Source organism: Scytonema sp. HK-05, assembly GCF_963872035.1.
In the GTDB taxonomy this organism is placed as follows: Bacteria; Cyanobacteriota; Cyanobacteriia; order Cyanobacteriales; family Nostocaceae; genus Kalymmatonema.
On the sequence record NZ_CAWMYC010000165.1, the window covers coordinates 1 to 14,644 of the forward strand.

Here is a 14,644-nt window from a genome sequence, read left to right on the forward strand (position 1 = left end):
CAGTACTCGAGCCAACATCTATCACTGGTCAGTTATTTTTGCCAGCCTGCACTAGCGTGATGATGAACGATATACCACTGACCACCAAGAAGTTCAAATGTATTCGTGGCTACTGATTGTGCTTCTAATCTTCTGCCATTGATGATTTGCAGGACATTTTCTGTGAGTACGACGTAGGCGATCTGATCGCGAACTTCTGTTGCAATGATTTCAGTGTTAATCTCAATGTAAGTAGTATTTTTGAAAATGTTAACCCAGGAGGAGCGAATTTCCTTCCAAGAGCGCAATACATTCCATCCGGGGTGAATACAAATACTGCCAGTTCCTTGAGACCATACGGTAGCCATTGCCTCGATATCTTTTTTTTCAAAAGCTCGATAAAAAGCTTGGTTGACGGCTAAAACTTCAGAATGCTGGTTGGTCATAATCAGGAATGATAAATTGTCAATTATGAATTATGAATAATAAAAGTTTTATAATTCATAATTTCTAATTCATAATTTACTTAATTAATTTCCACTTTTGACGGTGCTAATAGTTTGCAATAACTGCTTGGCGGTGTAAGGTTTGGATAAAAACGCTTTGACGCCCATCTGAGTGACCGTATTAATTTTTTCACTAGAAGCAAGTCCACTCACGGCAATAATCTTGACTGCTGGATTAATTTTTCGTAAGGTGCGGATGGTGGTGACTCCATCCATAGAAGGCATAACCATATCTGTCAAGACTACAGAGATTTCGTCCTGATGTTCTGCATAAAGAGCGATCGCCTCAATACCATCGCAAGCAGTTATCGCCTTGTAATTATAACTTTCTAGAGATGTTTTGGTAACGTCTCGAATCGAATCTTCGTCATCCACAACCAAAATCAATTCTCCGTTACCGCAAGGTAATTCCAGTTCTTGTTGTTCTGGATTTTCCGTTGCTTCTTGTGCTGGTAAATACACCTTAAATTGGCTGCCTTTCCCTACCTCACTATACACGTTAATAAAACCGCCGTGGCTTTTAATAATCCCAACGACGGTAGAAAGACCAAGCCCAGTCCCTTTACCTAAGTCTTTAGTCGTAAAAAATGGTTCAAAAATACGGTCTAAGATTTCCTGTGGAATACCAACTCCAGTATCAGCAACAGTCATCACAACATACGAACCAACTCGAGCATCAAGATACATCTTGGCGTAATTTTGATCAACAACAAGATTTTCCGCCGAGATAGTCAAGCGACCCCCATCAGGCATAGCATCACGAGCATTGACGCACAAATTCATCAGCACTTGATGCAGTTGGGTCACATCAGCTGAAACTGTCCAAAGGTTTGGCGCTATATGAGTGGAAATTTCAATAGATTTGGGAAATGTTTCTTTAACAACTTGTTGAATTTCTTTGATTAAATGCTTCAATTGCAGCAAAGTGCGATCGCCTTCAACACCGCGAGTAAAAGACAGCACTTGCTTGACCATATTTGCTCCCCGTTTGGCGTTGGATATCAATATTGGCAGCAGTCGCTTACTCCGCTCATCATGCAGTTGTGATTCCAAAAGTTGGGCGGTCATCAAAATAGGCGCAAGAACATTGTTGAGGTCGTGGGCAATACCGCTTGCCAAAGTGCCAATGCTTTCCAAACGTTGGGCACGAAAAAACTGTGCTTCTAGTTCTTTTTTTTCTGTAATATCAGTATTAACAACGAGAACTGATTGTTCTTTTTTCTCTAATTCTCTCACTAGTGTCCAGCGACTTTCGACGATAATTTCTTTACCAAATTTTGTTCTTTGATGCAGTTCGCCTTCCCAGGAACCATTTTGCAATAAAGTCTTAAGAGCTTCTTGGAATTGTGAACTATCTTTTTCTTTCCAAAGTTCTAATGTTTTCTTACCAATTGCTTCAGCTGCTTTCCAACCGTATAAGTCCTCAGCCGCTTTATTCCAAAATAAAATTTTATTTTTTAAATCGCGTACAAAAATTGCATCGGTAGCAACATCCAGCAGTGCGGCGTGTTCGCGAATCTTTTGTTCTGCTCGCTTGCGCTCAACCGCGTAGCGGATAGAACGTTCTAGCAAAGGAGCAGTCAACTGACTTTTTTCTAAGTAATCTGCTGCACCTGCTTTCATTGCCTCAATGTCTATTTCCCTATCTCCTTTACCTGTCAGTAAAATAATTGGAGAAGAGCAACCCTTGGCAATTGCTTCACGTAACAGATCCAGTCCGTTACGCGCACCCAAACGGTAATCAACAAGATAGATATCGTATTGGATATGAACAATCGCCTCCATTGCTGCTTGATAATTATTTACCCATTCCAACTCGCAGTCAGCTACCTGAAATTCACGAAACCAATCACGAGTTAAAATGTAGTCATCTTCATCATCATCAACAAGAAGAACTTTAAATATGCTCTCTTTCATTTCTGTCTCCCTGTAGTTATAGCGGCAGTTCGACAATTTCAAACCAGTATTTTCCTATTGTTGTCATAACTTCCACCAAGGATGTAAATGTCACAGGTTTGATGATGAATGAGTTTGCACCCAAATCATAACTGCTAGAAACATCTTCCTCTGCCTTGGAAGTCGTCAGAATAACAACGGGAATTTTCCTTAAAAGTGGGTCAGCTTTAATCTCTCTGAGTGCCTCACGACCATCTTTTCTTGGCATATTTAAATCTAACAAAATCAGATTTGGTCGCGGCGCACTGCTTTTGTTGGCATACAGACCACGATAATGGAGATAATCCATCAACTCTTCGCCATCATTGACGATGTGCAGTTCGTTTGCCAATCGGCTTTCTGCTAACGCCTCACGAGCTAGCATACAGTCATCCTCATCATCATCAGCCATCAGAATTGTGACGGTTGTTTGCCGACCCTTCACTCTGCATTTTCTCCTTTGCGTTGGTTTTAAGATGAATAGATTATTAAATTGCAACAAATAACGAAATAAGGTTGTCCAAAATTTGACAATCTCTGGGGGTATGATAAACCCTTTTGAGGAAGAGCATCCTTATGCAAGAGAATGAATTGGAAGTCTGACGATGAATCTTGAACCTTGCCCTGGTGTGCTTTGTGCACAGATGCTCCCGTTGTGACGTTCAACAATTTTCCGGCAGATAGCCAAACCAATACCAGTACCTTCGTATTCGCTGCGACCATGCAGCCGTTGAAACACGTTGAAGATGCGGTCAAGGTACTTTTCATCAAAGCCAATACCATTATCTTCTACAATAATTTGACAAAATTCCACAGCATCTTCAGTGTCGAATTTTTCACCGTATATTTTAACAATAGGTACTTTCCCTGGAGCGTGGAATTTCAGAGCGTTGCCGATGAGATTTTGTAGCAATTGACGCATCTGTAACGGGTCAGCGTGAATGACAGGTAACTCGCCTACCTCCACATATGCTCGGGTTTGTTGAATACGTACTTCCAAATCAGACAACACCTCTTGTGTAATCTGTGTCAAATCCACTACTACAAAAGGTTGCCCTCTACTGGTCACTCGCGAAAGTGTTAACAAATCTTCAATCAAGGCTTGCATTCTGCGGGTTGCATTCTGCATCCGTTCTAGGTAATCAACTCCCTGTTCGGTTAAAGCATGGCTACAAGTGACTTTTAAGCGATCGCCAAATGTCTTAATCTTACGCAATGGCTCTTGCAAATCGTGAGAGGCGATGAAGGCAAATTGTTGCAATTCTTCATTGGAACGGATAAGTTCTTGCCGTTGACGAGTTTCTTGTTCTAGAAGTTGAGCTTGAGCAAGGGCAATACCTATCTGATCTGCCAACTGTCGCAAAAGTTCAGTTTCCCAGCTCGTCCACTCGCGAGGTTGAGTACACTGATGGGCAATGAGCAGCCCCCAAAGTTGATTTTTCAGGAGAATAGGGACAATAAGGTTAGATCTGACATTAAGTTTTTTGAGAAATCCCACATAGCAAGGCTCGATCCCACCATCCTCGATGTCGGTAACAGCACTAATTCGTCCGTGGCGGTATTTGTGGATGTAATCTTCGACAAAGCAAGGGTCATTAAGGTGCTGTCCAAGAACGGCAGGCACACCCTCGACCACAGCCTCTTGCACCACCCTTCCGGAACCATCTGTAAGTAGGCGAAAAATTAAGACACGCTCACAATTCAGCAGCTTTTGCACCTCTTTTACAGTGATTTGCAGAATTTCATCAATTTGTAAGGACTGACGAATTTTTAAGGTGACATCGGCAAACAATTGCGATCGCAAGTTCTGGCGCTGTAACTCTTCTTGAACCCGCTTGCGTTCAGAAATGTCCATCATCGCCCCAATCATCCGTACCGGCTTGCCTATGTTGTCATGAACTACATAACCGCGATCAAAAATGTAGGCATAAGAACCGTCTGCACGGCGAAAGCGGTATTCATTCGACCAGAATTGTTGATTGCTGTTGATTACAGCATGAATGTCAGAAACAATCCTCTGGCGATCGTCTGAGTGTATATGCTCATGCCACCAAGCGGCTTCGCTTTTGACGGACTCTGGTGAGTAACCAAACAGAGTCTGTACGCTGTCATTCCACCACACCTGATCTGTCAGTAAATCCCAATCCCAGACAGCATCATTAGTGGCACGAGCGAGTATCTGAAAACGTTCTTCGCTTTCTTGCAGTTTTTCCTCTGCCAACTTGCGCTCAGTAATATCTGTATGGGAGCCAGCCATACGCACTACTGTATCTTGCGAATCCCACAGTGCTTGACCCCGATCCAAAATCCATTTATAGCTACCATCTTTACATCGGACTCTATACTCACTCATGTAAAACGGAGTTTTCCGAGCAAAGTGGTCTTGAATGAGTCGTGTTACCCTGGTTATATCATTTGGATGCACCCGGCTTATCCATTCATCTAAATGATTGGCAATTTCATGCTCAGAATAACCGAGCATTTCCTTCGAGCGAGTCGAGAAGAACACTTCATTAGTTTTCACGTTCCAGTCCCAAATGCCATCATTATTGCCCCGCAAAGCCAACTGCCAGCGTTGCTCACTTTCTCTGAGGGCATCCTCGACTTTCAGACGTTCAATGGCTGTAGCCAGCACATTGGCAACTGCCTGCAAGAAGTAAATTTCATCTCTGCTGAAGGTGCGCTGTTTGGTTGTGTCTACCTCTAAGACACCAAAAGGACGCTCTTTACCATGAATGACTACCGACAGACCACTGATCACTTGATGGTCACGCACCAGTTGTGGTCTACTGAACCGAGTTTCTGTGCCGAAGTCTGTGACCACTATTGGTTCGTTAGAAAGTAGCGTATACCCAGCTTGGGAATCCTTGCCAGCACTGAGGGTTGCATATCCTACAAGCCCTGCCTGCCAACCCACTCCTGCCCGTAGCAGTAAGGTGTCACCATCGCTTTGGAGTTCCAAAACCTTGCAATACTCAACCTTAAGGCTTTCAGCAACGAAGGTAACAGTTTCGTGCATCAGCGTGGTTAAGTCTAGACCAGCTAGTGCCAGTTGACTGATTTCTGCGACAAGTGCCTGTCGGTTGGCATAAACTTCTAACGCCTCTTCCGCTTGTTTGCGCTTGGTGATGTCCATAGTTACCCCAGTCATCCGCAGCGCTACGCCAGATGAGTCGCGAAAGACAACACCTTTGCTTACCAACCAATAAATATGACCTTCATGAGAAACAACACGAAATTCGATGTCGTACTCTGCCCCTTCCTTGAGAGTTTGTATCACCGAATAGTTGACAAAATCTCGGTCTTGGGGATAAACGTGTTCAAGAAAAGCTTCATAGGCGGCACTTTCCCAGCGAAAGAGTGCTTTGAGGTTATCCGACCAAGTCAATTTGTCATTCAGGATATCCCAGTCCCAGGTACTCATGCTGGCTGCTTCTAACGCCATCCTAAGTTGCGCCTCGCGACTCTGCGCCTGCTGGGTTTGCTGTCGCAATTTCTGCATGGCATCACGGGCTTCCAAAAGACGACGCACTCTTTGACGCAAGACTTGCCAGTTAATTGGCTTGGTAATGTAATCAGTAGCACCAGCTACAAAAGCCCTATCCACGGATACGTCGTCATCAAGAGCGGTAATCATCAACACGGGTGTTTCTGTGCTACCAGGCAGTTGTTGCAATTGAGCGCAGCAGGCAAACCCGTCGAGCATCGGCATCAGGGCATCCAGCAGCACTATATCTGGTTGTACTTCTCGATACACATTTAATGCTTGTTCCCCATTAATTGCTTCTGCTATTTGATACCCTTCTTTTTGTAGCAAAGTCCGTAGTTGTATCCGTGTGACAGCGTCGTCGTCTACAACCAGAATCAAATTAGTCATTAGTTATTTGTTATTTGTTATTTGTTATTCTCCCTCATCTTTAGTTTGCAAAACAAAGGTGAACCCTGGCTGCTTCCCCTACTTCCAATCCTAACTTTTACTCATGACTAGAAATAACTGAGTGCAAAGTTTTTAGCAACTCCTGTGCCGTATATGGCTTAGGTAAAAATGCTATTAGCTTAGAGTTTTGCTCTAGTGGCACTTGTTCACTTGTCGCTAGTCCACTCACAGCAACGATACGTAGCAGAGGGTTCATTTTCTGCAATGTGCTGATGGTAGTGACTCCATCCATATCTGGCATCATCATATCGATAATTGCCGCACTAATTTTCTCTTTATGCTGGGCGTAGAGTGCGACTGCCTCTATACCATCATTCGCGGTCATTGCTTTATAATTATTACTTTCTAAAGAAGCTTTGGTAATTTCTCGGACAGCAGGTTCGTCATCTACAACCAAAATCCATTCCCCGTATCCTGTCGGCATTTCTAGGTCTTCCATAAACTGCGTCGCCGCTGTCTTGACTGCTGGCAGGTACACTTTAAATTTTGTGCCTTTGCCTATGTAACTAGACACGGTGACGAACCCACCATGACCTTTAATAATACCCATGACTGTTGACAGTCCCAGCCCGGTTCCCTTACCAAACTCTTTAGTTGTGAAAAATGGTTCAAAAATTCTATCTAATTGTTCGTTAGGAATGCCAACTCCCGTATCAGAAACTGTGAGGACAATGTAGGAACCTACTTTAGCATCAAGATGCATTTTGGCAAAATTTTCATCAATCAAAACATTCTTTGCCGCAATTTTTAAAGTTCCGCCATCGCTCATAGCATCACGAGCATTGAGACATAAATTCATCAGCACTTGATGCAGTTGGGTACTATCACCACACACAGGTAATAAATTAGATTGAATTTCCGTTTGGACGGCTATCGATTTCGGAAAAGTTTGTTCGACAATTTGGTTCATTTCTGAAATCAAGTGCTTCAGTTGAAGGACAGTATGTTCGCCTTCAATTCCCCTAGCAAATGACAGCACCTGTTTCACTAAATTTGCACCGCGTTTGGCATTATTTTCGGCGATCGTTAGCATTTGGATACTGCGTTCATCAGCAGATTTTGCTTTCAGCATTTGTACCGACATCAAAATGGGAGATAGCACATTGTTCAAATCGTGAGCAATGCCACTCGCAAGCGTGCCTATACTTTCCATGCGCTGATTGCGTAAAAATTGTTTTTCTAGTTGCTTTTTCTGTGTGATATCAGTATCAACAATCAGGATTGATTTTGGTTGAGAATGTTCATCGCGTACTAACGTCCAACGACTTTCAACAATAATTTCTTTGCCAGATTTCGTTATTTTCTGCAACTCACCCTGCCATGAGCCAGCCTCTAAAACACTTTTGTAAATCTCGCAGTGTAGCGGCAACGTTTCGTTATCTAAAATTTCTGAAGCATTCTTACCAAGAGCCTCTTGAGCCTGCCAGCCGTAAAGGTTCTCAGCACTTTTATTCCATAGTAAAATTTGATTATTTAAATCACGTAATATAATTGCGTCTGTAGCTATGTCAAGCAAAGCTGCTCGTTCGCGGATTTGCTGTTCTGCCAGTTTGCGTACGGTGATATCTTCAAAAATATATAAGCGGGCAAAATATTGGTCGTTTTCATCTTGAATGCGTCTGGAAAAACGCCTGATAGTACGACCATCATTCAATAAAATTTCGTCCTCACATATGCAGGTTTCACTTGGAGTCGGTTGACAGGAGATGAAAGGAGAAACTTCTGTAAATTGGCAGCATTTGTTTATAACATCCTGATGTTTCAATTTCCCGCTGTCAATTTGCTCTTTTAGGTGTTGAATGTCCCAAATTTCACAAAAGCGTTCATTGACATACAGAATGTCATTAGTACGGTGATCAACAACGTAAAATGCTAGTGGAGAAACACCAGTCATTGAGCGCAAAAGCGCTTCTTTCCAACGCAATTCTTCTTCTGCCTGTTTGCGTTCAGTAATATCCTCAACGATGTAGGCAAATCGCGGACGGTTCACTGAACTTTCTCCAATTGCTGAAACCGTGGCTCTTAGCCACCTTTGCTCTGCTAAACCATTGTGAAGATGTTCAAAGCTTATGGGTACTTGCAGGCTTTCTGCCTGACGAAAATAATCAATCCAGTCGCGCACATAATCTGGTGACAAACCGATCTCACTAGCAAGGCGATTTCGCATTGCTCCTGGGGCTAGGCCAAAAAATTTTGCTGTGGCAGCATTATCAGAAATATGCAGGATATCATCATTATCTAATAGTTCGACTATCCCCATCATCATCGGCGCACTGTCAAAAAAGCTGCGGAGGGTAAATTCGCTTTGCCGCAGTGCTTCTTGTGCTTGCTGGTACTCTGTTTTGATAGTAGCGACTTGAGTTAAATTCCGGCGTAACTCCAGTTTTTTGATAATTAGGCGGCTAATCGCTTTCAGCGACTCCAGCTGTTCTGGTTCCATCACGCGCGGTACATGATCAACGACACATATCGTCCCGATCGCCTGTCCCTCTGGTGTGATTAAAGGGACTCCTGCGTAAAATCTCACGTAGGGCGGACTGGTGACTACTGGATTGGTGGCAAACCGTATATCAGCCAAGGTGTCAGGAATAATCAAAACATCGTGTTGATCAATACAAAGGGGACAGAACCCGATATCTCGGGGCATTTCTTCTACATCTAACCCCACTTTCGCTTTGAACCACTGACGGTTAGCGTCTATCAAATTTATTAATGCGATCGGTGTAGCGCAAATCTGGGCGGCTAAGAATGCCAAATCGTCAAATGTTTGTTCTGGTAATGTGTCTAGAATCTGATACTGGTGGAGAGCCTTAAGCCTTGCGACTTCATTGTTAGACAATAAAGGGTTCATTATATCTTTTCCTATAAGAGTTGAATTATTGCTTGCCCTGATGTGATACACGGTTCTCCAGATTCTTCAAAGCGCGAAAGTTTCTAGGTGGCTGATTTTTGAACACTGCCTACTGTAAGTCTGTTTGCAAGTGCCATATACATTTGCTTTTTTAGTTCTAATAACCAGACGTACGGCACTCTCAGACTACTTCCAAGTAGTAGCTCTAAGTGTGAACTTACCTCTTAGTCAAATCAGTGCTTGCTGCACTTGATAGCTCGACTCAGTCACTATCGGATTCTTCAAACGAATCCGATAGTGACTTTGTGACTTAATTATAGTAATATGCCTAAAGGAGGATGACAATTTTTTTAATTTTTCAGTATGTTTACATAGAATTTCGGGGATTCTACGTACCTTTTGGTAATCTTTTTTAAGAATTAAGCTAAAAATCGCTTAGAAAAAAGCGGAAAAAGTCCGTTTGCACGTAATCATTTTGCATCAATAGAGTATGAAAACGAGAACAAGGAAATATTGTCAACAGACTTGTTTGTAAATTGATGTACAATGGAGACGCGGGAAGTGCGTAAATCCCTATAAGGAATAGAAATCATTAAGATGAACTTGGGTTTAACACCTTCAGTTGCTTGTGTAAAACCGAAACCTGAAGATAGCTTTGCCATTAGCTTTGCGCCATTGTCTGTTGAGGATGTTTATGCCAAAGCAGATGACCCTGCAAACGGCGCAGTTGTGGTCATGAGTGGAATGGTTCGCAACCAAACAGAGGGTAAACCTGTCGTAGCCCTAGAATATCAAGCTTACGAACCGATGGCAATGCAGGTGTTTTATCAAATTGCCGCCGAGATTCGTCAAAAATGGTCTATTGTGACTCGCGTGGTCATTTATCATCGCATTGGACGCTTGCAAGTTGGTGAAATCAGCGTTTTAGTCGCGGTGGGTTGTCCCCATCGTTCTGAGGCGTTTGAAGCTTGTCGCTATGCGATTGATACTCTCAAGCACAACGCCCCCATTTGGAAAAAAGAACATTGGGCAGATGGTTCAAGTAGCTGGGTGAGTATTGGTGCTTGTGAAACCCAGGGTTGTTAAAACAGTGAACAGTGAACAGTGACCAGTAAACAGTGAACAGTGACCAGTGAACAGTGAGAAAATTGACAACAACATCTTGATAACTGATAACTGGTAACTGGTAACTGTTAACTTATAACTTCTTTGCACTTTTTTACAAAAATAGGAGTCTCTATTTCAGTTTGTAACTATTTGCTTATTCCAAAAGATTATTCCTTTAGACTGATCTCCAATAGAAATAGAAAATTTTTGGGATAGAAACCCATGAGTTCAGTAAATTTAGTTTGTCACGATTTTTTTGTGCTTCTTTCCTTCATAGCTTGTATTACTGGTCTATTGTTACTATGGGAGCGCAAGCAGCAAAAGGATGAAGCGGAAGAAACAGAGCGAATTCTGTTTAGGATGAGCTTTTCTTACTGGCTAGTTTACTGTGTTGCTTTTGCTATCCAAAAAATAGTTTTACCCGACTGGGAAACTATAATGATGAGCTTAAGGATAACTGCAGCACTGTCATATTTCTTAACATTTTCTTGCGTCGTAAGTCTGCCGCTTCATAAATTGGCAGTGCGTCATGTTGAAGATTAATGAATAGGACTCAGAATACAGAACTCAGAAATCAGAATAGATTTATACTGCAAGCAGTAATGAAGCTGTATAGAATGGATACACCAGCACTCGCCAAATGCTGTTTGAATTGTGAGTTCTGTGTCCTGACTTCTTTCAAAAGACTGATTACTTTTTCATGGCGATCGCGATCGCCTCTTGGAGTTGATTCTGATCCAAATTTGTCAGGATAAACACCTCTTGCACTGTTTTCCCGTGGCGGGCGATGATCTTAAAGCCACCCCGAATTGGTACAGATACTCGCAATTGTAAATGAGGGCAGTGACCTTTCACGCGCCCAAGCTGTCCTGGTGTAACGGTTTGAATCCCATCTTGGCGTATTAAACGTTCAAGAACTGGGATAAGACCACTAATATGGGTCGAGTGATTCCAAACTAATCTGCCCTCAGTGGATTTTGCCATTATATTTTATTTTTCTACTATTATGCTGCTTCCAGAGGAGCCATAGTCAAACCGGCTCGATGCAGCTGTTGGTGGTACAATTCAGCAGGTTCTTGGGGACCGATCCAGACAATTGCTTGACCTTCGTAATGCACCTGGTTGGTAAGTTCCCAAGCGCGATCGCTAGTCATACCTGGAATATACTTTACCAAACAATTGTGAACATGCTCGAATGTATTAAAATCGTCATTTAATACAATCACTTTATAATTCGGATATAACTTGCGGGTTACTTGAGTAGATCGTTCAGGAGCTATAGTTGGTGCTGTTGCCATCCCGTAAACAGCTGCTGAAAGTCTGGGTACCATAAAATACTTAGCCAAAAAGCTTAACCAAACTACACTACGATTAACTAGTTTAGTCCAAAGTCCATAGTCAAGAGTTAAAAGTCAACACTCAAGAGCCAAAACTCTAATAAACCTCTCCAAAAAACAATGTAGAGACGTGCCATGGCACGTCTGGTACAAGGGTTGTAGACAACGCATAATTAATTTCTGGAGATGTCTAATAGAGTTCTTGCATGCAGTCATTACTGTAGCGATGTCTGACGACAAGCCGCTGAGTCCCAAGGGGACACGCGCAAGGGACGCGTCTACGCCGCTTTGCAGAACACAGAACCCAGAATACAGAAGAATTCTTGAGTTCTGAGTTCTCCCCCCTACAAGAAATTTATTTTTGCACTCTTGTTTAATGTGGGCTTACGCTGGGCGTTGGCGGAACCTGCGCTGACGCTCAAATTCACGCATTATCAATTCCAAATTCAAAAAATTTTTGAATTTGCCTAAGTTGAATTTTGAATTCCCGCAAGGGTATGGCGATGTATTCTGACGACTGAGTTCTGTGTTCTTCTTAATCATTATTTCCAATCATCCCAATTTTGGTTAAAAATCGAGGTATCAGGGAAAGCGGTGGGGTTGCCATTTTGCTCTAACAACTGTTTCAGGTTTTGTAGTCGCTGTTCTGGTAACGGCAATTTATCTACCAGTTGGTAAGGTGCGATGCCATTTTTCAAGGCAAAAGCCGCTGTCGTTCCAGCAGCTGCACCAGCAGACCATTCAAACGAGTGGACTCTGTAAGCTGCTGCGGCAATGTGACTGGTGGCAATGCTTTTCCCACCGACGAGCAAATTGTCGATTTTCTGGGGAATCATCGCCCTGAGTGCGATTTGGAAGGGATAAGCTTGCCCAGCACCACGCCTTTCGCCTGGACGTTCCGTATTTCCAGGCGCTTCTGGAGGGCTTTTGGTCATGCAAGGATGGAAGTCTATGGCGTAGTGACCGATACCCACAGCATCGGGGAAGATTGTAGAACGAGTCCGTCGCGCAACTTTGTCCGGACTGACTTGACCTGAGAGTACTGATGCTGCTTCTAAACCTCCTAATGCAGCTTTCAGGCGGCGATACATATCTTGCGGTAATGTCTTGCGATAATACTCGTCATCGTAGTTGCGACGAGAGATATCAATTTCCCAAATAGAAAAGCCTTCGGGTTGTCCCCAGCTGGGGCGTCCAATAATGCGTCGTCCTTCCCGCATATAGGGATGTTTCGACAAGCCATGCGCTGTCCCCATCGGCGAATCTAACCCTGATAAGTAGCGGTGATTTGGTTCTGGCTGCTTTACACCATCCCCCAATTGGGAATCTGTATTCCCAGCAGTCAACCAGTAATAGTACCCCAAAGAGATTTCCTCACCTTTGCGTAAGGCTTCTGTCCGCAATCCGCCCATCCAACCTCCTGGTTTCAATTGCCCAGAGGCTTGTAACTGCTGACGAGAGTAAATGAGGTTATCGGCAGAGGTTCCGGGACGGTAATCATTGCCCCAAGTCCAGTTTTGCATCGAGATGTCCCCTGGTGTCGGACCTGTAAACTTCACTCCTCCGAATTCCATTGGTTGTCCTTTGTCGGGACTCCAAATGCGACGGTAGGTGAAAACTAGGGGAAAGCTTGCCAATCGCTTCAATTCATAGCTGTAATATGGCGCATACTGCGAATAAAATGGAGGCATTGTTTGACTTTGCGGTTCCTTGGTAGCCTCCATTGCAAAGGTGTAGGTAAAACCTTGTGGGCAATAAGGATCGTTTTGAGTACTGGAAGAAGAAGGCTCCAAGTAAGAACGAGCATCAATACCCAATCTGTAAGGAACATCAGCGAGGGCGATAATTTCCCCAGTTTCCGAAGTGTCTATAACATACCAGTTGGGAGCATTACCTGAAGCTTTACTTTTGGTTTGCTTGGGGACGAAACGAATAATATTTTTGGCAAACCGAGATGAGTTTTCGTAGGTATAAGCGTCTTCGACTGTTTGAGATAAAGGAAAGGTGTTGAGAGGTGGTGCACCATTGGCTGGTTGATGTTGGATAGCGATCGCACTACTAATGATTTTTCCGTCGCTACTATATTCCAACTCCTTAATCACTGTGTTTGGGAACCACTGCAACTTCCCTTTGCCTTTTTTTTCCGCATCTTTGAGCATCGAAGTCAAGATTTCATGACCATCGCGGGGGAGAAAGCAGGAGTCGCTTACCCAACAGTTACCAGGGTTGAGGTTACCACGGTATTTGCGCTCAATCCGATTTCGCAATTCTAGATAACCACGAGAATAGTATAATTTACGACGCTGCGTTGGTCGTTCATCAAGTGCAGAAGTCCCTTGGGAAGAGATTTGTCCTCCCAGCCAATCCGTAATTTCCGTAAAACAAACCGTTTGTCCTGCGAGTATTGCTTCATAAGCCGTGGCGACACCAGAAAGTCCTCCACCCACAACCAAGATGTCACAATTGACAGTTTTGTCAGGAGTTCTAGGTGGTGCAGCTAACACAGCGTATGGTGCAATAAAAGAGAGAAAAGTAGAGCAAAGAGTCAGTATAGATAGCGATCGCTTCATTCTCAACAAGATCCGTTCAACTCCTAAATCAGCTTCTAGAGCATTTTTTTCAAATGTTCTGGCGATTTTTTCAGAGCGACTAAACAAACAAAACCTGCATCTGCAGGTTTCCGTAGGTTTCATACCCGTCTGTTTTTTCAGGTTTTTAGTCCTTAGCGCGAGGACTTGCGCTTCGCTACGTAGGGAATTGATTCCCACAGCAAATCGACAACCCTAACGAACGGGTACACAACCCTAGGGACGTGTACGAGCGTCTGCGTTTGACAAGCCGCAATATCGCTTTCGCCAGCTACTATATCAGTAATTTAAGACGCTACCATCGTGAAAATGTTCTTCACAAGCTTTTTCCAACAACCCAGTTATGGTTTTTCAAAGGGTGCCACAATTCGATAAATTCGTCAAATTATAGATGGTTGAGTTAA

10 protein-coding genes are annotated in these 14,644 nt (G+C 43.3%); 2 read left to right on the forward strand and 8 right to left on the reverse strand.

The annotated features are described in order from the left end of the window. Window positions 1–32: 32 nt before the first annotated feature. The 5 genes from AACT52_RS38255 to AACT52_RS38275 form a co-directional block, all read right to left on the reverse strand. Window positions 33–425, reverse strand: coding sequence for a nuclear transport factor 2 family protein (locus AACT52_RS38255; protein ID WP_073635480.1), 393 nt, complete (start codon window positions 423–425; stop codon window positions 33–35). 84 nt (window positions 426–509) lie between these two features. Continuing rightward, window positions 510–2,402 carry a hybrid sensor histidine kinase/response regulator gene (locus AACT52_RS38260; RefSeq protein WP_073635481.1) on the reverse strand — a complete coding sequence of 631 codons (1,893 nt, stop codon included), beginning with the start codon at window positions 2,400–2,402 and terminating at the stop codon, window positions 510–512. 16 nt (window positions 2,403–2,418) lie between these two features. Then, complete coding sequence (locus AACT52_RS38265; RefSeq protein WP_198941070.1) at window positions 2,419–2,865, reverse strand: response regulator; 447 nt, start codon at window positions 2,863–2,865, stop codon at window positions 2,419–2,421. Between the two features lie 129 nt (window positions 2,866–2,994). Beyond that, window positions 2,995–6,297, reverse strand: a complete 3,303-nt coding sequence (locus tag AACT52_RS38270; RefSeq protein ID WP_073635482.1) for a PAS domain-containing protein — start codon at window positions 6,295–6,297, stop codon at window positions 2,995–2,997. Between the two features lie 97 nt (window positions 6,298–6,394). Continuing rightward, complete coding sequence (locus AACT52_RS38275) at window positions 6,395–9,208, reverse strand: hybrid sensor histidine kinase/response regulator (protein WP_073635483.1); 2,814 nt, start codon at window positions 9,206–9,208, stop codon at window positions 6,395–6,397. 597 nt (window positions 9,209–9,805) lie between these two features. Between AACT52_RS38275 and AACT52_RS38280 the strand changes: the two genes are divergently transcribed. Together AACT52_RS38280 and AACT52_RS38285 are read left to right on the forward strand one after the other, a co-directional pair. Next, window positions 9,806–10,294, forward strand: a complete 489-nt coding sequence (locus AACT52_RS38280; RefSeq protein ID WP_073635484.1) for a molybdenum cofactor biosynthesis protein MoaE — start codon at window positions 9,806–9,808, stop codon at window positions 10,292–10,294. A 243-nt stretch (window positions 10,295–10,537) separates the two neighbouring features. Beyond that, window positions 10,538–10,858, forward strand: coding sequence for a hypothetical protein (locus AACT52_RS38285; protein ID WP_073635485.1), 321 nt, complete (start codon window positions 10,538–10,540; stop codon window positions 10,856–10,858). A gap of 147 nt (window positions 10,859–11,005) precedes the next feature. Here the strand turns inward: AACT52_RS38285 and AACT52_RS38290 are convergent, their stop codons facing one another. The 3 genes from AACT52_RS38290 to AACT52_RS38300 form a co-directional block, all read right to left on the reverse strand. Further along, entirely contained in the window at window positions 11,006–11,299 is a 294-nt protein-coding gene (locus AACT52_RS38290) for a DUF2103 domain-containing protein (RefSeq protein WP_073635486.1), read from the reverse strand. A gap of 20 nt (window positions 11,300–11,319) precedes the next feature. Then, on the reverse strand, window positions 11,320–11,646 hold the full coding sequence (clpS, locus tag AACT52_RS38295; protein WP_073635487.1) for an ATP-dependent Clp protease adapter ClpS: 327 nt from the start codon (window positions 11,644–11,646) through the stop codon (window positions 11,320–11,322). A gap of 548 nt (window positions 11,647–12,194) precedes the next feature. Then, window positions 12,195–14,222 carry an FAD-dependent oxidoreductase gene (locus AACT52_RS38300; RefSeq protein ID WP_073635513.1) on the reverse strand — a complete coding sequence of 676 codons (2,028 nt, stop codon included), beginning with the start codon at window positions 14,220–14,222 and terminating at the stop codon, window positions 12,195–12,197. Window positions 14,223–14,644 lie beyond the last annotated feature (422 nt).